The organism is Lederbergia sp. NSJ-179, from assembly GCF_022867885.1.
GTDB lineage: Bacteria > Bacillota > Bacilli > Bacillales > Bacillaceae_C > Lederbergia.
This window is the reverse complement of record NZ_JALIFP010000018.1, coordinates 39,364-65,406: the sequence shown is the minus strand read 5'-3', so window position 1 is coordinate 65,406 and position 26,043 is coordinate 39,364. Positions and strand designations below refer to the sequence as shown.

The 26,043-nt window shown below is 39.2% G+C and carries 24 protein-coding genes and 1 pseudogene; 22 read left to right on the top strand and 3 right to left on the bottom strand.

Annotation, left to right across the window (positions count from 1 at the left end; genetic code table 11):
• Positions 1-56: 56 nt before the first annotated feature.
• The 6 genes from murB (at position 57) to MUB24_RS14065 (ending at position 6,282) form a co-directional block, all read left to right on the top strand.
• A complete protein-coding gene (gene murB / locus MUB24_RS14090; protein WP_244705141.1) occupies positions 57-974 on the top strand; it encodes a UDP-N-acetylmuramate dehydrogenase in 918 nt (305 codons plus the stop codon).
• A gap of 339 nt (positions 975-1,313) precedes the next feature.
• Positions 1,314-2,216: a hypothetical protein gene (locus tag MUB24_RS14085; RefSeq protein WP_244705139.1), complete on the top strand. Its 903-nt coding sequence runs from the start codon at positions 1,314-1,316 to the stop codon at positions 2,214-2,216.
• A gap of 30 nt (positions 2,217-2,246) precedes the next feature.
• Entirely contained in the window at positions 2,247-2,888 is a 642-nt protein-coding gene (locus tag MUB24_RS14080) for a DUF4129 domain-containing protein (protein WP_244705138.1), read from the top strand.
• 19 nt (positions 2,889-2,907) lie between these two features.
• The gene (locus MUB24_RS14075; RefSeq protein WP_244705136.1) at positions 2,908-4,047 is read left to right on the top strand and encodes a DUF4350 domain-containing protein; all 1,140 of its coding nucleotides are present in this window, start codon (positions 2,908-2,910) and stop codon (positions 4,045-4,047) included.
• Positions 4,044-4,973 (top strand): AAA family ATPase, encoded by a 930-nt coding sequence (locus MUB24_RS14070; protein ID WP_244705133.1) that lies wholly within the window; start codon positions 4,044-4,046, stop codon positions 4,971-4,973. The genes MUB24_RS14075 and MUB24_RS14070 overlap by 4 nt, the downstream gene beginning before the upstream one ends.
• Positions 4,924-6,282 (top strand): DUF58 domain-containing protein, encoded by a 1,359-nt coding sequence (locus tag MUB24_RS14065; protein ID WP_244705131.1) that lies wholly within the window; start codon positions 4,924-4,926, stop codon positions 6,280-6,282. Before MUB24_RS14070 ends, MUB24_RS14065 begins: the two co-directional genes overlap by 50 nt.
• Here the strand turns inward: MUB24_RS14065 and MUB24_RS14060 are convergent.
• Positions 6,260-7,240: a stage II sporulation protein M gene (locus MUB24_RS14060; protein WP_244705129.1), complete on the bottom strand. Its 981-nt coding sequence runs from the start codon at positions 7,238-7,240 to the stop codon at positions 6,260-6,262. The genes MUB24_RS14065 and MUB24_RS14060 overlap by 23 nt on opposite strands.
• A 110-nt stretch (positions 7,241-7,350) precedes the next feature.
• On the opposite strand from MUB24_RS14060, the gene MUB24_RS14055 reads away from it, so the two are divergent.
• The 7 genes and pseudogenes from MUB24_RS14055 to MUB24_RS14025 all read left to right on the top strand — a co-directional run.
• Positions 7,351-8,151 carry an RDD family protein gene (locus MUB24_RS14055; protein ID WP_244705128.1) on the top strand — a complete coding sequence of 267 codons (801 nt, stop codon included), beginning with the start codon at positions 7,351-7,353 and terminating at the stop codon, positions 8,149-8,151.
• Positions 8,152-8,522: 371 nt separating this feature from the next.
• On the top strand, positions 8,523-9,935 hold the full coding sequence (locus tag MUB24_RS14050; RefSeq protein ID WP_244705126.1) for a glycoside hydrolase family 18 protein: 1,413 nt from the start codon (positions 8,523-8,525) through the stop codon (positions 9,933-9,935).
• A gap of 359 nt (positions 9,936-10,294) precedes the next feature.
• The gene (locus MUB24_RS14045; protein WP_244705124.1) at positions 10,295-11,497 is read left to right on the top strand and encodes an MFS transporter; all 1,203 of its coding nucleotides are present in this window, start codon (positions 10,295-10,297) and stop codon (positions 11,495-11,497) included.
• A 167-nt stretch (positions 11,498-11,664) separates the two neighbouring features.
• Positions 11,665-12,642, top strand: coding sequence for an ABC transporter ATP-binding protein (locus MUB24_RS14040; RefSeq protein WP_244705122.1), 978 nt, complete (start codon positions 11,665-11,667; stop codon positions 12,640-12,642).
• Positions 12,639-13,442: an ABC transporter permease gene (locus tag MUB24_RS14035; protein ID WP_244705120.1), complete on the top strand. Its 804-nt coding sequence runs from the start codon at positions 12,639-12,641 to the stop codon at positions 13,440-13,442. The genes MUB24_RS14040 and MUB24_RS14035 overlap by 4 nt, the downstream gene beginning before the upstream one ends.
• Positions 13,443-13,445: 3 nt before the next feature.
• Positions 13,446-14,228: an ABC transporter permease gene (locus MUB24_RS14030; protein ID WP_244705118.1), complete on the top strand. Its 783-nt coding sequence runs from the start codon at positions 13,446-13,448 to the stop codon at positions 14,226-14,228.
• A gap of 72 nt (positions 14,229-14,300) precedes the next feature.
• Positions 14,301-14,571, top strand: a pseudogene (locus tag MUB24_RS14025) (amidase); the annotation flags it as partial.
• 236 nt (positions 14,572-14,807) lie between these two features.
• Here MUB24_RS14025 and MUB24_RS14020 read toward each other — a convergent pair.
• Positions 14,808-15,704, bottom strand: a complete 897-nt coding sequence (locus tag MUB24_RS14020) for a DUF4349 domain-containing protein (RefSeq protein WP_244705114.1) — start codon at positions 15,702-15,704, stop codon at positions 14,808-14,810.
• Positions 15,705-15,844: 140 nt separating this feature from the next.
• On the opposite strand from MUB24_RS14020, the gene MUB24_RS14015 reads away from it, so the two are divergent.
• From MUB24_RS14015 to MUB24_RS13985, 7 genes are all read left to right on the top strand, one after another.
• Positions 15,845-16,525: a PspA/IM30 family protein gene (locus tag MUB24_RS14015; protein WP_244705112.1), complete on the top strand. Its 681-nt coding sequence runs from the start codon at positions 15,845-15,847 to the stop codon at positions 16,523-16,525.
• Positions 16,526-16,587: 62 nt separating this feature from the next.
• Positions 16,588-17,616, top strand: a complete 1,029-nt coding sequence (locus MUB24_RS14010) for a TFIIB-type zinc ribbon-containing protein (RefSeq protein ID WP_244705110.1) — start codon at positions 16,588-16,590, stop codon at positions 17,614-17,616.
• A complete protein-coding gene (locus tag MUB24_RS14005) occupies positions 17,613-18,404 on the top strand; it encodes a TPM domain-containing protein (protein WP_244705108.1) in 792 nt (263 codons plus the stop codon). Before MUB24_RS14010 ends, MUB24_RS14005 begins: the two co-directional genes overlap by 4 nt.
• A gap of 31 nt (positions 18,405-18,435) precedes the next feature.
• On the top strand, positions 18,436-19,410 hold the full coding sequence (locus MUB24_RS14000; RefSeq protein WP_244705106.1) for an SPFH domain-containing protein: 975 nt from the start codon (positions 18,436-18,438) through the stop codon (positions 19,408-19,410).
• 602 nt (positions 19,411-20,012) lie between these two features.
• Positions 20,013-21,179 carry a TraB/GumN family protein gene (locus MUB24_RS13995; RefSeq protein WP_244705104.1) on the top strand — a complete coding sequence of 389 codons (1,167 nt, stop codon included), beginning with the start codon at positions 20,013-20,015 and terminating at the stop codon, positions 21,177-21,179.
• Positions 21,180-21,272: 93 nt separating this feature from the next.
• Positions 21,273-22,091 (top strand): ATP-binding cassette domain-containing protein, encoded by an 819-nt coding sequence (locus MUB24_RS13990; protein ID WP_244705102.1) that lies wholly within the window; start codon positions 21,273-21,275, stop codon positions 22,089-22,091.
• Positions 22,088-22,792, top strand: coding sequence for a hypothetical protein (locus MUB24_RS13985; RefSeq protein WP_244705100.1), 705 nt, complete (start codon positions 22,088-22,090; stop codon positions 22,790-22,792). Before MUB24_RS13990 ends, MUB24_RS13985 begins: the two co-directional genes overlap by 4 nt.
• Before the next feature lie 26 nt (positions 22,793-22,818).
• Here MUB24_RS13985 and MUB24_RS13980 read toward each other — a convergent pair whose 3' ends face one another.
• On the bottom strand, positions 22,819-23,493 hold the full coding sequence (locus MUB24_RS13980; RefSeq protein WP_244705098.1) for a TerC family protein: 675 nt from the start codon (positions 23,491-23,493) through the stop codon (positions 22,819-22,821).
• 210 nt (positions 23,494-23,703) lie between these two features.
• Here MUB24_RS13980 and MUB24_RS13975 point away from each other — a divergent pair, with 210 nt between their 5' ends.
• Complete coding sequence (locus MUB24_RS13975) at positions 23,704-24,912, top strand: MFS transporter (RefSeq protein WP_244705096.1); 1,209 nt, start codon at positions 23,704-23,706, stop codon at positions 24,910-24,912.
• 147 nt (positions 24,913-25,059) lie between these two features.
• Positions 25,060-25,923 (top strand): HAD family hydrolase, encoded by an 864-nt coding sequence (locus MUB24_RS13970; protein ID WP_244705094.1) that lies wholly within the window; start codon positions 25,060-25,062, stop codon positions 25,921-25,923.
• Positions 25,924-26,043 lie beyond the last annotated feature (120 nt).

The following is a 26,043-nucleotide window of genomic DNA, read 5'->3' as shown; positions in this document are numbered from 1 at the left end:
CGAGCGGGATATTGATTGAAAGATTTATCGCAAATAAATGATAAGAGGCAGAAAAAATGAAAGAAATTTTAACGATAATGAAAGATTTACAAAAAAAATTACCACATGTCCAACTACTACAATCGGAACCTTTATCCAAACATACTTTTATAAAGACTGGTGGTATTAGTGATATCTTTGCTATCCCTCGTTTGATTGAGGATCTGCAAATCATTGTGCAATATGCCTATCAACACGACATTCCATTAACGATTTTGGGGAGAGGGACAAATGTCATTATAAGAGATTCAGGGATACGGGGAATTGTAGTAAGCTTGGAAAAATTCGATGAAATTAGTGTCAAGGACGAAGAAATATATAGTGGAAGCGGAGCAAGCATCATTGATGTGTCAAGAACAGCCCTTGAATCTCAATTGTCAGGGCTTGAATTTGCCTGTGGAATCCCAGGAACAGTTGGTGGAGCGTTAATTATGAATGCCGGTGCCTATGGCGGTGAAATTTCAGAGGTTCTCGTCCAGTCCACGGTCATTACACCAACAGGTGAAATCTTAACACTGGGTCCAGATGATTTTGATTTTTCCTACAGAAATAGCGTATTCGCAAAGGAAAAATATATGATTGTGGACGCAAGCTTTAAATTAAAAAAAGGAAATCCTACCGCGATTAAAGCAAAAATGGATGAAAATACATTTTTACGTGAATCCAAACAACCATTAGAGTATCCCTCCTGTGGAAGTGTATTTAAACGCCCACCTAATTATTATGCAGGGAAATTAATTCAGGATAGTGGTTTACAAGGAACACGGATTGGCGGGGCAGAAGTATCCAAAAAGCATGCCGGATTTATTGTCAATGTTGATCATGCAACATCTACGGACTATATCCAGCTCATTCGACACGTGCAAAAGACTGTAAAAGAAAAATTTGGAGTAGAATTAGAAACAGAGGTAAAAATTATTGGTGAGGAAGAATAAAGATTATTAGAGAACTTTATTGACGACCGAACACTCTGGCAAATCAGGGAAACGGTCGTCTTAAAGTGTTCGGGAGGGTCCAATCAGGCATCCCCTTTTTTTTTGGAATAATTGTTGCGGGATAGCCCATCCAACAACAATCTTTTTGCGTGAAAAAACAACCATATTTGTTCCATCCATACATATTATAAATAAGTTAAAGGATCTTAGTCCTACATGTAGCTGATCGGGAAATTCACGAACGGGAATTTAATCCTAAAATGATAAACCATTACCTGTTATGATTCGATTAATGGTAAAATAAGCGTTATGATCATTTAGTAATGGGGGGATTTTTCATTGGATACTAAATTTAATAGTCCAAAAGGATTTGGGAAAATTTTGGATCATACTTTTAGTTTAAGCAAGAATCACTTTGCCCAATTTTTTACTGTTTTCCTAATTTTTATAGGTCCTATTTTTTTATTGCAAGCTTTCATTAAACTTTTATCAGGTGCTGCTTTTTTTAAAGGGACTGGTGAGGGGGATTTTTGGCTGGAACAAACGATTATGAGCTATGAGGATACGCCGGCTAATATCATGGCTGATTTTGGGATCGGTCTTGTCAGTTTGATTAGTATTTTTTTATATCCGCTTGCACAGGGAGCTATTATGCTTATGATCAATCATGTTCGTAAAAACGAAGAATACACTTTAAGCCAAGTCTTAAAGGAAGTGTTTCCTCGTTATGGGTATTTATTAGCGGGTAGCTTCTTATTTGGAATGATTACCTTTGGTTTAATCTTTGTTCCGGTATTTTTTATCGTGCTCAGCGGGGCACTTGGAGCAATTATTCACCCTGCCGTTGGGGTGATTCTCGTCCTATTGATGATCATTGGTTTTATCGTGGGTGTGGGATATTTATTAACAAGATGGAGCTTCTATTTTGGCCCCGTCGTACTTGGAGAAGAACCACTAGGTCTCTCTAAATCTTGGAAAATGACAAAAAATCGAGTCTGGGTATTATTCGGATTGTATCTTGTTTTCTTCCTCATCATTTCCAGCATAAGTTATTCAGTTGAAATCTCATTTGCAATATTGCTAGGGAATAGTGTCTTTGTCACTCTTATTACAGGTGTTACTACTCTATTTACAAGCATGATCTTCTCTGTGGGATACTCCGTTATGTATTTTGATTTAAAATTACGTAATGAAGCAGAGGATTTAAAAGATTTAATTAATGAATATAATGTTCGTCCATAACGGACCTGAATAGGGTAGGTGATGGAAAAAATGTTAGATCCACAGAAAGCAAAACAAGATATAGAAAAAATATTGGATCGCAAGGAATATCAAGCGTACAACAAGGAAACACAAAACACGCTGCAAATTTTATGGTCTCGGGCAAAAGAATGGCTGATGGATCAACTTGCAAAACTATTTCCTTCTCTTGAAAATGTTGACAAATCGGCGAATATATTGCTTATTTCCCTTATTGTTATCGTAATTCTTCTACTCGCGATTGCCATCATTCTAATCGTTCGCAACGCAAGACGAAAAAGTAAATTTCGCGATCATCGACCCCTGCAAACAATGTCGGAGTTGGAATGGTCTTATCAAAGCCATCTAGCGGAAGTACAGAAAATGGAGGATTTAGGAGAATACACGAAGGCAACTCGCCATCTATTTTTAGCTTTGCTGCTTTATTTCAATCAAAGCGGTTGGCTTGAAGCAAAAGTTTGGAAAACCAATTGGGAATATTATGCGGAATTAAAAAGAACCAACTCCGCATGGGCGCAAAAATTTTATCTTTTAGCCCAGTTTTTCGACAAGGTCACATATGGTGAATATCAAATTAAAAAAGAAGAATATGAACAATACAAGCAAGAAATTGTGGCAGGATTAGCGGAAAAGCATACCGCCTCTGAGGGATAAGAAAAGGAGGAAAAACGAATTGCAGTCACAGACAGCGAATCGGCGAATATGGATATGGATGACTGTGCTAATACTTATTTTTATCCTATTAAGCTATCTGTTTTATGCGCCGAATCAAAAAGAGTACCCAGACTTCGTTTCGGAGTCCCCCTCTCCAACAGGAGTAAAAGCCTTTTATACATATTTAAATCAGGAGTTTGATTCCGTTCAAAGATTTCATTATTCTTCAGAGCAGTTACCAACGACAGATCAACATCAATTGCTGATCATGGTTGAACCCTTTATCATGCCTGATAGCAATGAAATGAAAGCCTATCAAGCCTATATGGAAGCAGGAAATACGGTTCTATTACTCTCTCGGACTCCTGATGGCTTATTTGATTTAGAAACAGAGCCGACGGAAGTAGACAAAATGGGGGAAGAAGATTCGGTGATTGACCAATCCGGGATGGAACAGAAGGCCCTTATATCAAACCCTTTGCGTCTAGTCGCAAAGGAAGAGGATGAAATCATTCTCCATGATAAGGAAGGTCCAATAGCTTTGCGAAGACCATATGGCCATGGCCAATTGTATGTTATCAATTCACCGGAGTGGATATCGAATAAAGAAATAGCAAATAACGACCATATTCCGCTTATCCTTTCATTCCTAAATGAGATGGCTCCAAAAGAGATTTTATTTGATGAATATTTACATGGTAGTCAATCAACGATGGCTACTGTGAATGCCTATCCGAAATGGTTTATTTTGTTCATGATCCAAGCGGCTTTGCTTACCATTTTATGGTTATGGAATACAGGAAAAAGATTTGGTCCGATCTTTATTCCCAGAGAAGATTCTGTTCGCTTTAGTGATGAGCGACTTAAGGCCTTATCATCCTGGTATTTAAAAGGTAAATTGTATCATCATAGTTTGGTGACACAGGTGGAGTATCTTAGAAAATTGATGCAAGACAGGTGGGGGATCTCTTCTACGAAGGAATGGGTTGACATTTTTGAGGAGGTATCTCGAAAAATACCCCATATACCGAATGAAGAACTCAAAAAGATGATCACAAATATGACAAACATCTTATCGAAAAAAGAGATGAGCAAACAAGAATATCTATATTGGTCGAAAAATATCGATCGTATAAGGAAAGAGGTGGAGGAAGGATGAAACCAGAATTAGCATCCTTACTGCAAAAATATGAAGAAAAAATCTTAGGACAAAGTACAAACTTAAGACTTTTACTATCCGCTATACTGACAGGCGGCCATGTCCTCCTAGAGGGAGTTCCTGGTACTGGGAAAACGAAAACAGTCCGAACATTGGCTGAACTTCTGAATGGCAGCTTCAATCGCATCCAATTTACACCCGATTTACTGCCAAGTGATATCACGGGGAGCAGTATTTACAATATGCAACAAGGGCAGTTTGAAACAATACATGGCCCCATCTTCACAAATATTCTGCTTGCAGATGAAATTAACCGGACACCTGCCAAAACACAAGCCGCTTTATTAGAAGCGATGGACGAAAAACAGGTCACCATTCAGGGCAAAACCTATTCTTTACCAGAGGTGTTTTTTGTTGTGGCGACACAGAACCCGATTGAATTCGAAGGAACCTATCCTTTGCCAGAAGCTCAACAAGATCGATTTTTATTTAAGCTTTATATTGAATTCCCTTCATTTGATGAGGAAAAGGCTGTCCTCCAGCAGGTGATTGAAAACAAATCCGAAGAAAATCCTGTGGATGCGGTGATGTCGTTAGATTCTTTTCTAGATATAAAGAAAGAAATAGAAGCAGTCACTTTGGGAGATAGTGTGCTTGACTATATGATGAAGATCGTCCGCAAAACAAGGGAGGTAGAATCGATTCGTTTTGGCGCGAGTACAAGAGCGGCTATCTCGATTGGAAAAGCAAGCAGGGCTTGGGCCTATTTAGAAGGTAGGGATTATGTCACTCCTGATGATGTGAAAGTGGTGGCGAAGCCTTCTTTACGGCATCGGGTACAATTATCCCCACAGATAGAATTGGAGGGAGCTTCCGTTGATCAGGTCATCCAAGAGTTGGTGGGGTCGGTTCCTGTTCCAAGATAAAGGAATTTTACCATCGAAAAGATTACTCATGATTTTCGTTTTATTAAGTATTGTTTTATGGTTATTCAGTTTTTGGGGGATTGCTTGGAATTTTGTCATCGGGATTAATGTACTTGTTCTTTTACTTAGTTTGATTGATCTCTTCTTTTCCCCTAAACGAAAGCAAATTCAATTTGAACGGACAATGACAGAGGAATTAGAACGTGGGCTCTCATACGAGATGACCATTGAAATAAACAACACTTCCCCTTTTGCTTTTACATACTCTTTTGTGGATGGCTTACCATTATCATTCGGGCGCCCTTTCCCTGTCCGTGGGAATATCGGCAAAGGGGAAAAAAGCCAAATATCGTATGAGACAACTGGTACTGTAAGAGGAAAATATGAAATCAAACATTTATATTTTCGTTATCGAAGTCTATTGGGATTATGGGAAAAGCAGATGCTCGTTGATTTAGAACAGACGATAAAAGTGATTCCTGATTTAACAGAGACAAGGTCGTTTTTGGAGGATGCCCAGAAATTTTTGTTATATGAAGGAGAGAAAATCAGAAAATACCAAAGTGGAATGGGGGATTTTGCTCAAATAAGGAGTTATGTTGTCGGGGATGATCCCCGCAAAGTCAATTGGCGTCAAACGGCAAAGTTGCAAGAATTGATGACAAATGAATATGAACCAGAGCATGGTAAATATATGACCATTTTAATTGATTGCGGTCGGATCATGGGGGCTGAGCTTGAGACTGGTAATAAGTTAGAAAAAACACTCGAGGCATCAATTACGGTCGCCGCAGCAGCGTTAAAAAAGGGGGATTATGTGTCCGTCCTTGCCTTCTCTAAAGAAGTGAAAAAATATATTCCACCTGCAAAAGGAATGGAACATTTACAAACCATTCTTCATTCTCTTTATGATTTGCATGTTGATGCCGTTGAATCCAATTATGGATCCGTATTTTCTTTCTTAGATACGATGCAGAAAAAAAGAAGTTTGCTTTTATTATTTAGCGATATTCGCACGTTTTTACATGAAGAGCATACGCTTATCTATTTAAAGCGGCTGAGAAGACGCCATTTATTTCTTATGATCGGGATTGAAGATATCCATTTAATCGAAAAGGCCAAAATAACTCCAAACTATGTAAAGATTGCGATGGAAAAAAGTATTGCCCAGCAGGAGATTCTTTTTAAGCAGAAAGCAAAAAGGAAGTGGGAAAGCCAAGGCCTCCAAATGACGGAGGCTCGAGGAGAGTACTTAGCAACAGCGGCTGTATCCCATTATATTGATATTATGAATCGACACCTTTTGTAGCTTGTTGACGATTAAACAACTGTTTTCCAATCAAAATATATAAAATTAATCCAATGATCGTAAGGATGGCAACAAAATATTTTGCTTCTAATGAGATGGCAGTCGGGGTGATATAGCCTTCGATCACTCCGGCAATAATAAATAAAGGGATGGTTCCAATAATCAATTGAATCGAACGAATCGCTTGTTTTTTTAACTGGAATCCTCTTGAATACGCACCTGGTACGAAAATCTTGTATCCCATGAGCATTCCTGCACCGCCAGCAATGAAAATAGCGGTTAGTTCAATCATCCCATGGGGGACGATATAAGCCCAGAAATCATACGATTTTCCGTGGGTCCAAAAGAGGCCGGCAAGAGCCCCGACAATGATTCCATTATAGACCATCACATAGACCGTTAATATTCCCAAAGTGATGCCACCCGCAAAGGCGAGAAAAGCAACCTGAATATTATTCGTCATAATAGAGGCAGACATCGTGGGGGAGTCCACTCCCCCATCACCGCTGCCTAATTGATTGGGATCAACGCTATGCGCCATGTCATCAGGAAGAATCGTATAGATATGAAGCGGGTCTGCAATGACAGAGAAGAAGCTTCCAAGCAATCCTAAAGTGAACAAGGCCATTGCGACTACGATGGCTTTCCATTGCTCTAGTATTAGGCCAACGAAGGTAGTCGTGAAAAAATGGAGGAACTGGCCCATGCTTGTCGTTTGATCTTTATATAATACATTATGGGCTCTTGAGACCAGCTCATTAAGATAACCTGTCAACTCTTCATTGGGAAAATTTGTTTGGCTATAGGAAAGATTTTGTGAAGCTTTTTGATATAAACTGTAGAATTGCTTCATTGATTTTGCCGTAATATTCTTTTTACTTTTACCGATTATCGCTGTTAAATGTTCAAGCTCTTTCCAGTTATCACGATGTTGCTGGGTAAACTGTTTGATATTCATATATTTGCACCTGCCAATTCTTTTGTAAACAGAATCAATGCTTATTATTATAATAATGTTTTAGATAAATAGAAACACTTTCGCAAAAATAAGTCTTTGGAGGTATCCCAATGGACCAGGAAAATATTGGAATTAAAACACCTGAATACATTTCCCTGCAATTTCAATTGGCGGGAATAGGCTCAAGAGCCGTAGCTTATATTATTGATAATGCCATTTTAACTGTATGTAATCTTGTGCTTATGATTGTGGGTGTTCTTCTCTATTTTGCCTTTCCTGACTCGAGCTTTTTTTGGCAAGCTCAAGGCTATATTATTGCCCTCCTGCTCATTGTTTTTCTTTTTATCAATTATGGTTATTTTGTTATTCTTGAATTTTTTTGGGGAGGGAAAACAATTGGCAAGAAAATTATGGGCATTCGAGTGATCCAGGAAAATGGACATAGCATTACCTTCCTTTCTAGTTTAATCCGTAATTTATTATTAATCATTGATTCCCTACCCTATTATCTAGTGGGACTCCTTATGGTCTTCTTTCACCCTAAAAAGAAACGCCTAGGGGATCTATTGGCTGGTACAATCGTTGTCTATGATGAAACGGCAAAAAGGAATAAGAAGCAATCTGCCATTGAAAAAGAAATTCAAACCAGAGGACTTACAAAAGAAAATATAACCTTAGAAGAGTGGAATTTAAAATCGATCAACATGAAGGACTGGAATCTAGTCCGTACGTACGTCCATCGATTTAAACAATTAGATGTGAAGGATCGTCTAGAAATGACCGAACAAGTGGCTCAAATTATTTTTCCGAAATTAGGGCTGGAAATGGAAAATAGAAGTAAGCAAGAATTAGAAAATATGCTATTGGTCATATATTTACATTTAAAAGAAGAATGGGAGTATGAAATGTAAAATTGACAAGAACAAATGCGGCATTGAATACTTGAAAAAAAGTCCATGGAGATTGTGAAAATCTCTGTGGTCTTTTTCCGGCTTTTTCAAAAGGAAAGCATAAAAATTGGCTGGTGTTGGATCTAGCTCCAGCGCCTAGCCCCGAGAGGCTCGCAGGATGCGAGTCCATCGGCGTTGCGCCAGGACGGCGCGCCTTTAGCCGATGTTCCACTAAATAACCCTGAACCTAGGAAGGGAAAGATCACCCTTCCTAGGTTCAGGAATATTTGCTTGTCGGGGCTGACCAAGGCGCTTGCGCTTTTCTTATAGGCACCGGGACAAACGCACATGAATACCATGATAGATAGATAGTAAAATGGGAGGAGAGAGAGATGAAGATTCATGTGGTACGGAGTGGAGATGTTTTATGGCAAATTGCCCGGGAGTATGGAGCTGATTTAAATCAAATTATTTTAGCCAATGAGATTAGTGATCCAAATGCGTTGGTCGTTGGTCAGTCGCTCGTTATTCCAGAACCGGGAAAAGAATACGTTGTACAGAGTGGGGACGATTTATGGCGGATATCTAGCCAACACGGGGTATCCATTCAAGAGCTATCGCGGGTGAACAATATTACAGATCCAAACATTTTGTATATTGGCCAGGTATTGCAAATTCCTTACTCACATCACGTGGTACAACGTGGGGAAACATTATGGGAGATTGCCCAGCGATATGGATTGACAGTGAATCAGATTGCGCAGGCAAATAACATAACAAATCTATCTGCTATCGGGATTGGTCAAACGTTACGGATACCAACACCAGCGAGACCTGTAACGGAAGTGAACGCCTATACAACTAGGATTAACGAACAAGGTGCGGGAGAAATATATTTGTTAGGGAGAAACTTCACGTACTTATCCCCGTTTATGCATAGCGTTAGGGAGGACGGTACCCTCACAGAGTTGCAGGATGCGCCCATTCTAGCAGCCGCACACGCAAACAATGTGGCGCCATTATTTGTTATCACCAATTTCCGAAACAGTAGATTTGATTCTGACTTGGCAGCAGCCATCCTGCGTAATCAGACATTGCAGGATACCTTAATCACGAATATTATAGATACAATGCAGGCAAAAGGCTATCAGGGATTAAACATTGATTTTGAATATGTCTATCCAGAGGATCGGGAAAATTATAATGCATTTTTACGTAAGGTTGTTTCACGCTTGCACCCAGAAGGATTTTCCGTTTCAACGGCACTTGCACCAAAAGAGAGTGGTGAACAACAAGGACTTTTATATGAAGCACATGATTATCGTGCGCAGGGGCAAATTGTCGATTTTATTATTTTGATGACCTACGAATGGGGCTGGGCAGGTGGCAGACCCTGGGCAATTGCACCGATTAACAAGGTTCGCGATGTCTTGGATTACGCCGTAACAGTCATTCCGCGAGAAAAAATTGTCATGGGAGCTCCACTATATGGAAGGGATTGGAATATTCCATGGGTACAAGGAACAACCGCCCGTACGATCAGTCCACAGCAAGGCGTAACGTTGGCAAGGAGATATGGGGAAGCCATTCAATATAATGAAACCTATCAAGCGCCATTCTTCCGTTATACGGATGAGAATGGGCAGCGGCATGAAGTATGGTTTGAAGACGCGAGAAGTATGCAAGCGAAGTATGATGTTGTGAAAGAATACGGCCTAAGAGGGATAAGCTATTGGGTACTTGGCAATCCATTCCCGCAAAATTGGCCAGTGCTGCGGGATAATTTTACGATCCGGAAATTATAGATGAGGGATCCAATCGGTTTTCTTCCATAAAAATGGCTTGGAATAGCTCCAAGCCATTTTTATTATTAGAGCCTATGAAAAAAAGAATGGGGGAGCCGATTTCCTCATTGGGGTTCTGCAACCTTACTGACGTTCTACCTGTCCTATTGGAAAATCTCCATTCAAACTAGACTCATAGGATTATATATGATATAATCTGAAAGTTGTTTCGGGAAGCTAAATGTTTTGATAGAAGCTGTCAAACAACAAACGAGTTCCAAGGAACCTAGCTTTTGACACATTTAATAATATTACATACATATGTTAGAATAAAAGTTAACTAAATACTTCTTTATTGAGGCAAAGAGAGGGAGACTGACATGGATTCACAAGCAAAGATACAGGGGACAGAGAAACTGGAGAAAATATGGACAAGGGATTTTGTTTTAATCTGCTTGGCCAATTTTTTTATTTTTCTCGGGTTTCAAATGACATTGCCAACCCTGCCTATTTTTGTGAAGGAACTAGGTGGCAGTGATCAAATGATCGGGATTATTGTTGGGATCTTCACGTTTTCCGCCTTATTATTCCGTCCGTATGCTGGTCATTCTTTAGAATCAAAAGGCCGGCGTTTTGTTTATATGTTCGGATTATGTGTGTTTATTCTATCCGTGGGATCCTATTCATTTATAGGCAGCATGGCTTTATTACTTGTTATGCGGATTATTCAAGGCGTAGGATGGGGATTCTCTACTACGGCGAGCGGGACGATTGCCACCGATTTAATTCCGGCGAAACGCCGTGGGGAGGGCATGGGCTATTTCGGCTTATCTGGGAATCTAGCTCTTGCCTTCGGTCCATCTTTAGGTTTAACCCTTGCTGGCGTTATCTCGTTTTCCCACCTATTTTTAATTTGTGGCGGGATGGGGCTTGCCGCATTGTTGCTTTCTTCCCAAATTCACTATAAGAAAGTAGAAGAATCACCCAATAAAGCGGCTGTTCCTAAATTTGATATATTTGAGAAATCCGCTATACAACCATCTTTGTTACTATTTTTTATCACAGTGACATTTGGGGGGATCGCTTCATTTCTCCCACTATATGCGACGGAAAAACATATTTCAGGTATTGAGTTTTATTTTTTGGTCTACGCACTTTTTTTAATGATATCTCGAACATTTGCGGGAAAAATCTACGACAGGAAAGGGCATCTATTTGTTTTTCTCCCTGGTACTGTCTTGGTATTTATTGCGATGATCTTGCTAGCTTGGCTACCTAATATAACGGTTATGCTTATAGCGGCTGCATTATATGGACTAGGATTTGGAAGTGTTCAACCGGCCTTGCAGGCATGGGCAATTGATCAAGCTCCATCTAACCGAAAGGGGATGGCGAATGCCACATTCTTTTCTTTCTTTGATTTAGGTGTCGGACTAGGGGCAATGACGTTTGGACAATTAGCTTTTCTGTATGGCTATAATGTCATTTATATAACATCGGCCGGATCAGTCATGTTATCCATCGTTTTATATCTTTATCTTTTAATCAAAACAAAAAATAGAAGCAAAGGACTTGCAAATTAAGGTTTTAGCTGGAGCTGTTTAAACGACAGTTCTTTTTTTATGGAAAACTTCTGAAAAATACAAATTGACAAACAGCTGATAGAGTGATATTATCTTTTTTTCTGATTCTTCTATAAAGGGAGGTTGAATTTTTTTCTGATTCTTCTATAAAGGGAGGTTGAATGTAGTTGATTGAAATAAAAGGCTTATCTAAATCTTTTAAGGTCGCCAAACGCTCGAATGGTTTAAGGAGCTCTGTGAAGGCGCTTTTTCATCGTGAACATACCGTTGTTCACGCACTTCGCGATCTTTCTTTTTCGATTCCACAAGGGGAAATTGTTGGCTATATTGGTCCAAACGGAGCAGGGAAATCAACAACGATTAAAATCATGAGCGGGATCTTGGTTCCGGATCAAGGTTCTTGCCAAATCATGAATTATACCCCATGGAAAGAGCGGATGCAATATGTCAAAAATATAGGAGTTGTTTTTGGGCAAAGGTCGCAATTATGGTGGGACGTTCCTGTTATCGATTCATTCGAACTTCTTCGGGATATTTACAAAATTACTCAAGCAGAATATAAAGCGAATATTGCCTTACTAGTCGAAACCCTTGATCTAGAAAATCTCATCTTTACACCTGTGCGCCAACTCAGTTTAGGGCAGAGGATGCGCTGTGAAATTGCTGCTTCCCTCTTGCATAGCCCCAAAATCTTATTTTTGGATGAACCAACGATTGGGCTTGATGCTCATTCAAAAATTGCCGTCCGAAAATTCATTCAAACGATTAATAAGGAAAAGGGGGTAACCGTTCTTTTAACAACCCATGATATGAACGATATTGAAGCGTTGGCAGATCGCGTCCTATTAATCGGGAAAGGGAGTCTATTATATGATGGCAAGTTACGAGAATTACGCAAACGATATGGAGGGCATAAAATTGTCACCATTGATTATCAAAAACAATCACAGCCATTTAACATGATCGGGGCAACCGTACTCTCACAAGCAGCAGAAAGAGCAGTGTTATCTGTCGATTCTGAAAAAATAAAGATATCTGACATCATTTCTCAACTATCAGACCAAGTGAATATACTAGATATCTCCATAAAAGAACAACCGATTGAAGATCTGATTGTCCAGCTGTATGAGGAGTACCAGCTATGAATGCCTATATCTCGGTTTTACGATTGAAGCTGCAAACTGGCCTGCAATATCGAACCGCTGCTTTTGCTGGAGTGGCAACACAATTTTTTTGGGGCTTTATGTATATTATGATTTTCGAAGCTTTCTACGAACATGCCATCCAGTCACCACCTATGTCATTAAAAGAATTAATTACTTATCTTTGGCTTCAGCAATCATTCTTAGCGTTTGTCATGTTATGGTTTCGCGATAACGAATTATTTGAGTTAATCACGACTGGAAATATTGCTTATGAGCTGTGTCGACCTTGTGATATTTATGGTTTTTGGTACGCAAAATTATTAGCTCAACGTTTAGCAAGTGCCATTCTACGTAGCTTTCCAATCTTAATTGTTGCTTTTTTATTACCACAGCCTTATAAAATGACCCTACCAGAAAATGGAACTACCTCACTATTATTTATACTAGCTTTGCTTTTGGGATTATTGCTTATGATCTCGATTTCGATGCTGATATATATTTCTGTATTTCTTACGATGTCGCCCACTGGTTCATTACTTATGTTCAGTATTATTGGCGACTTTTTTGCGGGCTTAACAATCCCTATTCCCTTTATGCCAGAATGGTTGCAGAAAATTGCCTATTTGCTTCCTTTCCGATTCACAGCCGATTTTCCTTTTCGTGTTTATTCTGGACATATTTCACATGGAGAGGCCGTAGAGGGGATATGTATTCAACTGATTTGGCTCGTCTTACTTGTGTTCATAGGACAGTTTTGTATTAAAAAAGCATTAAAAAGAGTGGTTGTACAAGGAGGGTAAGAGATGACCTTATATACCAAATACCTTAAGATCTTATGGAAAGCTCAGCTCCAATATCGAACTTCCTTTTGGCTTTTATCATTAGGCCAGTTTTTTGTACCTTTTTCCGTCTTTGCGGGCTTATATTTCTTATTTGAACGATTTGGACAAATTAAAGGCTGGAGCTTTGCAGAGGTAGCGCTTTGTTTTGCTGTGATCCATATGGCTTTTGCGATTAGTGAATGTTTTGCTCGCGGATTCGATGCTTTCTCGCGCTTAGTGCGGGAAGGAGGATTTGACCGGCTCCTTGTTCGACCAAGAGGTACAGTGATACAAGTGATCGGTTCCCAATTTGAATTTACGCGGGTTGGCCGGCTTCTGCAAAGTTTGATCGTCCTTATTTGGGCGATCCAAGCTTTACCAATTGAGTGGACAATTGTAAAAGGGATCACCTTGTTGCTGATGATTGGAAGTGGAGTATGTATTTTCACCGGAATTTTCATCCTTGCCGCCACCTTTTGTTTTTGGACGATCCAAGGGATTGAGGTAACCAATATTTTTACAGATGGCGGACGGGAAATGGCGCAATATCCTTTAAATATTTACCAAAAATGGATATCCAAATTCTTTACCTTCGTGATTCCTTTTGGCTGTGTCAATTATATTCCTTTATTATTTCTACTGGATAAAAATGAAGGGCATGCGTTCCTTCATATGTTCGCTCCAGTACTTGGAATATTATTTATTGTCCCTTGTCTATTCGTTTGGAAAATAGGGGTACGACATTATCGATCAACGGGATCTTAAACCGTCTTTGATTGACAACGAACCCCCACTTCAAACATTCAATTTGAATAGAAAAATAGAAGTGGGGATCACTCAAGAGAGCTAGGAATCGACTTTGCCTTAAATCAGCATAACTTAGATGCTATCTTCTTTGGGGGGCGATAGGGGCTCCGATATCGCCGCGAAAGCAGGCTATCCAACAGTCATCGTACCTGCGGGCTACAGTCCGAGTGGTGAACCATTCGGTGTATCATTTACTGGCACGGCATTTAGCGAAGAGAGCTTACTAAAAATTGCTTACGCTTTCGAGCAGGAGACAAAACATAGAGAGGCACCTGTTATGAAGGAAGATCGTGGTAAATAGGATAAGAAAACGATCAATCATGATGGTTTAAAAAGGTCGGCTCTATTAAAAAGAGCGCGACCTTTCTTAGAATTATTCTTTAAATGTTTTCTATATAAATAAGGTAAAGTTCAAAAAAACACAGCAGTTCACATACCTGTGAATGAGTTTCAAAATTGTCATTCCTACAAATAGCATTAAATAGGATAGTAGATAAATGACTTCTTTAAGAAGCTATATTCGTATATTAAAAATCTTTATTTTTCCCGTTTCCGTCTCCTAATAAAATAAAACAGGATCAGGCCTATCAATAATACAAGGATGAAAATGGGAAGATTTCCAATTAAGAAGACGACTAATCCAGATCCTGCGACAAGTAAGAAATTGGTGCTCGCTGCCAGCTGCTTTTTCGTTTTTTCCCATGTATTGAATGGCTTTTCCGCAATTTTTTGGATCGAATCTTCATTCATATAAATGGTAATCGTTGAATAATCCGTTTGATTTTTCAAAAAATTCACCTTGCCAGTAATTGTTTCAATTGCCTCTTGAACATCCGCTAAATCATTCGATATTTTTAGAAGATCCTCCGTTTTTTCCGCGTCCTCTAAGAAACTTAATAATCTTTTCTCAACCACTCGTTTCGATTGTAATCGAGCTTCTAAATCAACATATTGTTCCGTGACATCCTCACCAGAAATGGTTCGATCAAGAACCTCAGTCACTTCCTTTTCGGTTTCGCGAAGAAACGTTTGGAAATCCTTATCAGGAATGCGAATCACGAGCTGGCCCGCTTTTTGTGTCTCACTTTCACGATACATATTCGATTCAACGATATACCCTTTATATTGCTCCACTTTCTTTTCAATCGAAGCTTGAGCTTGATCCAGATCCTGTACAAGAACCTCTAACTGAACTTGATGAATCACCATTCGATCTGTTGCAGCGGTCGTCTCCGCTTGCTCTGAAGCGTTTTCTACTGACTGATTTTTACTTGAATTTTCCATCACACCGTCACTAGAACTTTCCGTCTTAGCGTTTGAAACATCTTTTTCTGAAAAGCCAGCGCTATCACTGCTTTCTTTTGACTGACTTGAACTACAAGCCGCAAACAATAATGGGATGATCATGAAGGACACGACAAACATTTTTTTCATCAAATATAACCCCCTTTACCATGATTGGACGTATCCAGCAGGGAAATGTTACAATTATTTTAGCTTGATTGTAAAAAAATGAAACTTTTGGAAGGACAAAACAGTATATATACTATACTAAAAAATAGGAGGACCCTTTTATGAGTATTTTATCTAGATTTAAAGACATTATGGCGAGTAATATTAATGCCCTTTTAGACAAGGCGGAAAATCCGGAAAAAATGATCGATCAATACATGAGAAATTTACAAAGTGATCTAGGGAAAGTAAAGGCTGAAACGGCATCTGTAATGGCAGAAGAACAAAGATCCAAACGTGCTTTAGATGAATGTGTGAAGGAAATTGAAAAGATGCAAGCTTATGCGGTCAAAGCCTTGGAAAGTAACAATGAGGATGATGCAAGAAAGTTTCTAGAGAAAAAAGCCCAGCTAACCGCAAACCAAGCCGAGTTACAGTCAGCCTACAGCTTAGCTTCCTCTAATGCGATGCGGATGCGGGAAATGCATGATAAGCTCGTTTCAGATATTGGCGAACTTGAGGCACGCCGCACAATGATTAAGGGAAAAATGGCCGTCGCCAAAACACAAGAAAGATTAAATAAAATTGGTTCTTCCATTACAGGAGCGAATGATTCTGTTTCTGCCTTTGGTAGAATGGAAGAAAAGGTGAATAAAGCGTTAGATGAAGCGAATGCAATGGCTGAATTAAATGCGAATCCTAAAGATGGCATAGATGATTTAATGACAAAATATGATACAGATAATGGTGTAGACGACGAGCTAGCTGCCCTAAAGGAACAAGTAAAAAACAAGGATGCCTAAATCTTTGAAAGCTGTAGCTTAAGCTACAGCTTTCCTACTGAAAAAAGTGAGGTGAACATGAGATGGTGATTCAGTATAAATGCCCAAACTGCGGGGACGATATGGCTTTCGACAGTGAAACAGGGACACTTTCCTGCCCAAGCTGTGGACGAAAAGATAATATTGAAGACTTTTCAGATGAGCATATCTTAACGACTTTCTCCGAAGATGAGGCGAAGGAATATCATTGTGAAAACTGTGGAGCGGTTATTCTGACAGATGCTGATACGACAGCGACAACTTGTAGTTTTTGTGGAGCCGGAGTGGTGCTTGGGGATCGTTTATCAGGAGTATTAGCACCGAAAATGGTTATTCCATTTAAAATTAGCAAGGACGAGGCGATTCAAGCATTCCGTACTTGGTGTAAAAATGGACGTCTCACTCCAAAAGGCTTTATGTCAGCGGATCGCATTAAAGCTGTTACCGGAATGTACGTTCCTTTTTGGCTGTATGATTTAAATAGTAAGGTCCATGTACAAGCAACTGGTACGAAGGTTAGGGAATATACGCGTGGCGATTATATCTATACAGAAACGAAATATTATGATGTGATGCGTGATATTAATCTTGATTATAAAAAGGTCCCAACAGATGCTTCGGAAAAAATGAATGATGAAATTATGGATAAATTGGAACCTTTTCATTATGAAGATTTAAAGGAGTTTAAAACTCCTTATCTTGCAGGCTATATTGCAGAAAAATATAATTATAATGATGACGAATTATATCCTCGTGTGAAAGCAAGAGTGCAGGATTTTATAGATTCCTATATTGACTCGACAATGGCGGGCTACTCTTCGATTAGCTTTAAGACAAAACAAATAGATACAAAGAAGAAGCAAAGTGCTTATGTCTTATTTCCAATTTGGATGGTGTATTATGATTATGATAAATCGGAGCACACCTTTGCGATGAACGGGCAAACAGGTAAGATTGTGGGGAAACCGCCGCTCAGCTTCGGAAAAGTGGCAGCGTGGTTTAGCAGTATTGCTGGCGGCAGTTTTATTACGCTTAAACTAATCGCCTTCATGTTAGGGGGCGGACTTTGGTGAAAAAATGTTTGTTCGCAAAAATGGTCCTTTTACTATTCTCCTTCTGTTTCCTTATTCCTCTTATCTCAAGTTCCGTTATGGCGGCTTCCGCAACAAAACAAAGAATCTATGATGAGGCTGGATTATTGACAGAGCAGGAAACCGAACAATTAGAAGCACTTGCGGAAGAGTATAGTGTAAAAAGAGAGACAGATTTTATTATTTTAACGACGAAGGATACAAAGGGAAAAGATATTATTCCTTATATGGAAGATTTTTACGATGAAAAAGGTCTCGGCTATGATCAAAAACATGGGAATACCGCTATTTTAACAGTCGATATGCAACATAGGGATTTATATTTAGCTGGATTTTATAAAGCAGAGAAATTACTAGATGATCACCGACTTGATCTAATTAGAGACAAAATCACTCCAGCAATGTCGAATAAAGATTATTTTACCGCTTTTCAAACCTTCATTTTAACGGCTGATGAATATATGGGGATCCGTTTTGGTCTCAGCCCGAATAACCTCCTTTTCCAATTATGGTTTCAGGCGCTCGTTGCCGTTGGACTTGGTGCAGTGATTGTCGGCGGGATGGCGTATACTTCAGGAGGCAGGGTTACGATTAATAATAAAACCTACGAAGACCTTGATACATCACGGGTCCTCCGCAGAAAAGACCAATATATTCGAACAAGAACGACGAAGCGCAGGAAACCGCAAAATAATAGCAGTGGAAGTTCAGGTGGTGGCGGTAGAACAAGTGGCGGCCATTCCCATAGCGGCAGTAGAGGCAGTTTTTAAAGAAAGCTATGAATAGAAAGGGAGGATATAGATGAGTTTTTTCAGAAATCAATTCGCGAATGTGGTGGAATGGGAAGAATTTAGAGATGATATGATCTTTTGGAAATGGAGTAATCGTGAAATTAAAAAAGGAAGTAGACTGATCATTCGGCCTGGTCAGGATGCTGTATTTTTTAACAACGGAAAAATGGAAGGGATTTTTAAAGATGAAGGCGACTATAATATTGAATCGCAAATTATTCCCTTCCTATCCACGCTTAAAGGCTTTAAATTCGGCTTTAATAGTGGGTTGCGCGTAGAAGTATTATTTGTCAATACGAAGGAGTTCACGGTGAAATGGGGGACAAAAAATGCGATCCAACTTCCAACGCCGCAATTACCAGGTGGAATGCCTGTCCGCGCCAATGGAACCTTTCAATTTAAAGTCCATGATTATATTGCCTTAATGGATAAAATTGCCGGTGTGAAGGATCGTTACTTAGTAGAGGATGTCAAAATTCGAATCACAGCTATCCTGGACCAACTTTTAATGAAGTGGATCACGAAGGAAGGAAAAGATATGTTTAATCTGCGGGCAAACGCCTCTGAGATTGCGAAAGGGATTCAAGAAGATTTAGATATGCAGATTATCGATAGCGGGATGACGATAACAGGTTTTCAGATTATGAGCTTTAATTATCCAAAAGAGATTCAAGATATGATCACCAAGACCGCTTCCCACGGCATGATTGGGGATATGAGCCGTTATCAACAAGTATCCATGACAGATGGCATTTCCTCCGGGAAAGTGAAGGGCGGAGGAACAGCTTCCGATATGGCTGGTATGATGATGGGCATGGGCATGGCGAAAGAAATGATGAAAAATATCGATAAGAAGGAAGAACAGCCTGAAGCCAACAATTCCGGCAATGCTGCAGACGGGAAAAAGCCTAATTTCTGTCCCAATTGTGGTACGAAAACAAGTGGTGGCAACTTCTGCTCCAACTGTGGTCAAAAATTAGCGTAACATGATCTTAGTCTTTAGACGACGCTTCCGCACGTCTTCGCCTAAGTGACCACGTCCTGTTGGCACGAACGAATCGGCCGATGAAAAGTCCGATTCGTTTTTTGTTTCAAAGGTAAGAAAGCATAAAAATTGGCTAATGTTTGGATCTAGCTCCAGCGCCTAGCCCCGAGAGGCTCGCAGGATGCGAGTCCATCGGCGTTGCCACAGGACGTGGCGACCTTAGCCGATGTTCCACTAAATAACCTGAGACAATAAAAGTCAAAACCGGACTTTTCTTGTCTCAGAACATTTGCTTGTCGGGGCTGACCAAGACGCTTGCGCTTTTCTTACGGGATAGGAAAGTATAAAAATTGGCTAATGTTTGGATCTAGCTCCAGCGCCCAGCGACTAGCAAACTTTCGGTGCCTTCCTACGATAAGTCAACATCGATTCACCCTTCGGGTTCATCGTGTTTCCTTTATCTCGTCAGGCCCCTAAAAAGTTTGTACGTCGCTAAACGGGCGCTTGCGCTTTTCTTATCCTCTTGAAAAAAACTTTATTTCCACCCTATCTGGTTTATGATAATATTATGGATAGATCCGTCCTAGTAAAGGGGTAAGAGAATGTCTGAGGAAAATATTACAAGAATACACTTACATGATAAGGAATACATATTGATTGGAACGGCTCATGTTTCCAAAAGTAGTGCTGAGCTTGTGAAGGAAGTCATTGATCGTGAAAAACCTGACTCTGTTTGTATTGAATTAGATGAGGCTCGATATAAATCGATTACAGAAGGTAACAAATGGAAGGATATGGATATTTTCCAAGTGATTAAGGACAAAAAGGCGTCTTTGCTGTTAATGAATTTGGCGATATCCTCTTTTCAAAAACGAATGGCCAAACAATTTGATATCCATCCCGGTCAGGAAATGATCCAAGGAATTGAATCAGCAAAAGAATTAGACGCCCAACTCGTTTTAGCAGACCGCAATATTCAAATTACCTTTTCCAGAATATGGGGAAATCTTGGCCTTAAGGGCAGGGCGATGCTATTGACGCAAGTGATTGCAAGTATTTTTAGTCGAGAGACGATTACAGAAGAAGAATTAGAAAAAATGAAATCCCAAGATATGATTGATTCGATGCTGCAAGAATTTACAGAGACCTTTCCGAGATTAAAAACACCCCTGATTGATGAGCGGGATCAGTATTTGGCTCAGAACATTAAAGAAGCGCCTGGTCAAAAGGTGGTAGCCGTATTAGGAGCGGCCCATGTACCGGGGATTACAAAAGAAATCGAAAAAGAGCATGATTTACAGCAATTATCTAAGCTTCCACCGAAATCAAAAGCTCCTAAGATTATCGGCTGGTCGATTCCCATATTGATTTTGTCTATTATTCTTTATACATTTATCGCCAATCCATCGGCAGGATGGCAACAAATGATTAGCTGGTTGCTATGGCATGGGTCATTATCAGCCATTGGGACAGCGCTAGCTTTTGGTCATCCACTCGCTATTCTTACGGCTTTTATTGCCGCTCCCATTACGTCGCTATCCCCGTTACTAGCTTCTGGCTGGTTTGCCGGAATTGTACAGGCTTACGTCAGCAAGCCTAATGTAAAGGATTTCGAAACGCTCGCAGAGGATGTTTTCCATTTTAAGGGGTTCTGGCATAATAAAGTAACAAGGGTTTTACTAGTCGTGATCTTAGCGAATCTTGGTAGTTCGATTGGAACCTTTATTGGCGGAGCGGATGTGATTCGGTTATTTTTGAAGCATATATAAATGGAAATGGCTTGTGGTTTGATCCCAAGCCATATTTATGATCCTTGTCGAATAGTAAATATTATTATATAGATTGTCATTGGGGGATGGGCTATGGGAGAAATTTTCATAGAGGCGACAGATGTAAGCAAAGAAATAGATGGGCAAACGATTTTAAATCAACTCTCCTTTCGGTTAGAAGGGAACAAAGCCATTGCCATACGTGGTCAAAATGGATCAGGCAAAAGCACTTTTTTAAAACTATTAGCGGGAATATATGAACCAACAAACGGAATCATAAAGCGAGGGAAATACAGAATCGGATATGTGCCAGAACATTTTCCCGAAACTTTACCTTTTCGACTAAATGAATACCTTTCCATCATTGCCTCTTTCCACGGCAATACCAAGCCAGAGATGAAGTCAACACTTTCAAGTTATATTCGTTTATTTTCGATAGAATCTTTTTTGGACACACCGCTTAAAAAATGTTCTAAAGGAACCAGACAAAAAGTTGGTCTTATTCAGGCCCTAATGATTAACCCAGATATTTTGCTTTTAGATGAACCCTTAACAGGTTTGGATCATGATTCTCAGCATCATTTACTACAGCTTTTAGAAAAAAGAAAAAAGAAATGCATGATCATTTTTACCACCCATGAAGATAGGCTAATAGAAAAAATCGCAGATGAAAGCTATCTTCTTGAATCAGGTACATTAAGTATTTCTAAAATGAAGAGCTTAAAGAAAAAACGAATAAAAATAAACTATAGAATGTCGGATATTTTACAAGATCTCGACTTGATTACACATGATCCAAAAGAAAAAATTGCCATTCTTTCAGTTGACCCTGATCAATGTGATGCTTTATTATTGCACCTATTACAAAACCATTGCTCGATTCTAGAAGTGGGGGAAGAGGAAAGAACATGAAGGGATTCATTTATTATCAATTCAAAAGCTATATACGCTCTTTAAAATGGATTCCACCGGTGATCATTTACATGATATGGGTATTTATTTTTTATACATATCAAGGGGTTCCAATTTTAAGTAGCTATGCCGTAACAAGTATCGCGTTATTATTGATCATGACATGGATCACAATCGGGATTTTCTCCTTGGAAAAGGAAAGCGAAAAACAGCTTTTATTTGTTCAATTATCTAGTAAGCTTCGATATCTTTATGGGAAATGGATCGTTTGCCTTTTATTTACTATTTTGCTACTCCTATTCGCCATTTTTTATCCTGTTTTTATCCATGCTTTTATAGGTCCTGTCAAGTTCGTGCATTATGGCTTCACATTCCATAGTCATTTTTACTCTGCATTAGCCGGTATCTTTGTCGGAACGCTGTTTAGTGCAACGTTTCTCGCTGGCAAAAAATATTCTTGGTTGGGGGCTATACTTGTCAATGTCATATCCATTACATCCGAGGGAATCATCGCCAAGATTACTATTTTGAAATGGCCGCTTTTCTTATTTCCACCGATTGGCCTCTTGATGTCGTATCTTAATGAGGGAGATGCCATCATCATTGAAAAAGGAATAATCTTCACCGTTATATGGGAAATAGTGTATATGATCATTGGTTTTATCATTGTCGCAAGATTGTTTATGAAAAAAGAAAGCTAGAAAGAAAATCTCCTACTAAATGGGTCTCATCTTCGAAGGCGCCTGTTTTTAAAATAAGAAAAACACCCAACAAAGATCACGAGAACGATCATACTATTTGCAAAAAGATTGATCATATTCACTCTTGGAAAATATAAATTCATTCGCGACACCCAGCTTTTTAACCAGGGATCATTGACCATTCCGATTACAGCCGTCTGCGCAATAAAAGCCCCCGCCACAATATTAATCCATGAAAATTTTATTGCGAGCTTGATAATGAATGGCAAAAAGAGGAGAGAGAGTAAAAGACTTAAAAATATTCCCATGATTGCCGGGATCATATTTTGTGAAACGTTGGAAATCACCATCACGCTGTCTAAACAAATCAAGAAATCTGTAGCCGCAAGCAGGAATAATGCTTTTATTTTTAATGAGAGGGTACGATCTCCTGGTCTCGTGAGAGTTTCGTCCGCAAAGGATCTTGTGGAAAGCTTAAAAGCGATAAAAAGCAAAATGAGTCCCATGAACAGATGAATGAGGGGGATCGCGAACAATCTATCAATCAACATCACATATACGGACCGTGTAAGGGTAAGCACAACGGCGGTGGGGACGACAATATTTAAGTTAGAATGTTTGCGGATGATAGCGCCTAAAATCAGTAAGTTGTCCAAATCGCTTACAAAAGTAATCAAAAAAACCTTTATCATTTCATGCATACCGATTCCTCTTTTTTTCTTCTTTTCATTATCTATCTGTATGCAGGAATATGGGATTCATTATAAAATAATGCTTTCCGAGAAAAGAGGAATATTTGATTTATTTTTAAATTGTAAATAAATCCATTAGACCTTATTGTAGATTCCTGATAATATGATGTGAATACATATTACACCTTGAGATTTTGGTATACATAGGAGAATCATAGAATGAAAAAATTTATTTGGATCGCTTGTCTTATTTATTGTTTGAATGGGTTTGGACATATTATCATTGGTACAATTCTTGAACCAATGGTCGCATCATACGGGATTCAATATGGTGATGGCGGACAACTCATTATGAATCAATTTTTGGGTTTTTTAGTAGGGGTATTAGTGGCGCCGTTTCTTGTCAATGTATTAGGTAGAAGGATGACGATATCCATGGCGTTGCTATTTTTCGCTGTATCCCAATTTGTTTTTGGTTCATTGCCAGATTGGAATATTTTATTATTCATTGCTCCTTTCTCAGGGGCGGGAATTGGTATTACGGAGACCATTGTTGCGGCATTAATTGTCGGGCATCTAAAGGAGAAAAAGGCGTCCATCCTTATTCTTGTTGAAGTATTTTTTGGTGTGGGTGCCCTCTTAATTCCAATGATTTCTGCCTTTCTTATTTCTAAAAATATATGGAAAGTCTCGTTTTCCTTTGTTGCCTGTGTGACTACGGCTACATTGCTATTCTGGTTTTTTTCTTCCTTTGGAGAAATGGACCCCGTGTTAAAAAAGCAAGCGAAGGAAATAGATGAAGACGGGAAAAAACCTGAAAGAAAACGATATACTCGAAAACAAATTCCAATCTTGATCATAGGCGCATTCTTTTTCTTTATGTATGTAGGAACTGAGATGGTCTTGCCTAATTATTTGCCGACGATTTTACATAAGACGACCCAGTTAGATGCATCCACCTTAGCCTTAAGTATTACCGTATTCTGGTTAGCCATGACGATTGGACGCATGACCATGACAGTTATCGTGGACAGAATCGGCTACACAAAACTATTTGTGATTAGCTGTATCGGGCAATTCGTCGGACTAACGATCTTTGCCTTATCTCCATCCATTTGGATGAGCTATATCGCGATCTTTTTTACAGGTTTATTAATGGGCGGGATTTTCTCGATTGGACTGCTGATCATTAATGATGCCTCTGAAGGTCATGAGGAGAGAACGACAAGCCTACTTGTTGCATTAGGTGGTTTAGGTGGAGCGTTTTTGCCGAAAGTCGTAGGGGAATTGATTGATCGTTACGATATCTCCGTTACATTATGGACAATTGTTGTCTTTGGCTTTGTTCTCGTAAGCCTAATGAGCGTTATTTTTTATCTAAAAAACAAATCACACAAGGTTCAAATCAAAACCAAGTATTCTAGTTAAAAATAAGCGGCCTCACGGGTGGGGTCTCTCCTTATATCCTTAAGGGGAGCTCCATACTTTAGGAGGAAAATCTTTAAAAGAGAGAGATATTTTAATCAATATTATGGTACAGTAATAGATATCATAGTAAACGGAGAGAGGAACAACATGATTAAAGCGATATTTTTTGACTTAGATGATACTTTACTTTGGGATCGAAAAAGCATTAAGGAGGCTTTTGCTGCGACATGTAAAATCGCAAAGGAACGTTATGGAATAGATGCGACAAAGCTTGAGGAAGCAGTACGTGAACAGGCGAGGGAGCTGTATGCATCTTATGAAACATATTCCTTTACAAAAATGATCGGGATTAATCCATTCGAAGGTTTATGGGGAAATTTTCCGGATAATCATGATCAATTTAAGAAAATGAAGAAGATTGTTCCCACTTATCGAAAGGATGCGTGGACACTAGGATTAAAGACTGTAGGGATTGATGATGCCGATTTTGGCTATGAGTTAGCGGAACGTTTTCCTGAAGAGAGAAAGAAGCTTCCCTTTGTATATGAGGATACATTTGATGTGCTCGACAGTTTAAAAAAAGATTATAGACTTTTGCTCTTAACGAATGGCTCCCCTGACTTACAGCATACAAAGCTTACGATTACACCTGAACTTAAGCCTTATTTTGAGCAGATTGTTATTTCGGGTGATTTTGGGAAAGGGAAACCAGATCCCGCCATTTTTGAATATGCCTTATCTTTAATGTCATTAGAAAAAGAGGAAGCGATCATGGTCGGAGATAATCTAATGACTGATATTCTTGGAGCCAATCGGATTGGGATGAAATCAGTCTGGATTCATCGCGAACAAAAGGCCTGCAGGACACAGGTCACAAAGGCGTTGCAACAGGATGTTGCGAATGTAGCCTTTAATCCTCAAGAACGGACAGAAGTGATTCCAACCTTTGAAATTCAAAAGCTAGGGGAACTGCATCAGCTTTTAGATGATTTAAAGAAAGTAAAATTATAGGCTTCTGTTATCCTTGTTCAAAAAAACTTGAAAAGTTGTGAGGAAATGTTGATTATCACCAAAGTAAATGACGAACTAAAATTCTTTAAACTTTTTGAAAATCAGAATAAGACAAATAAT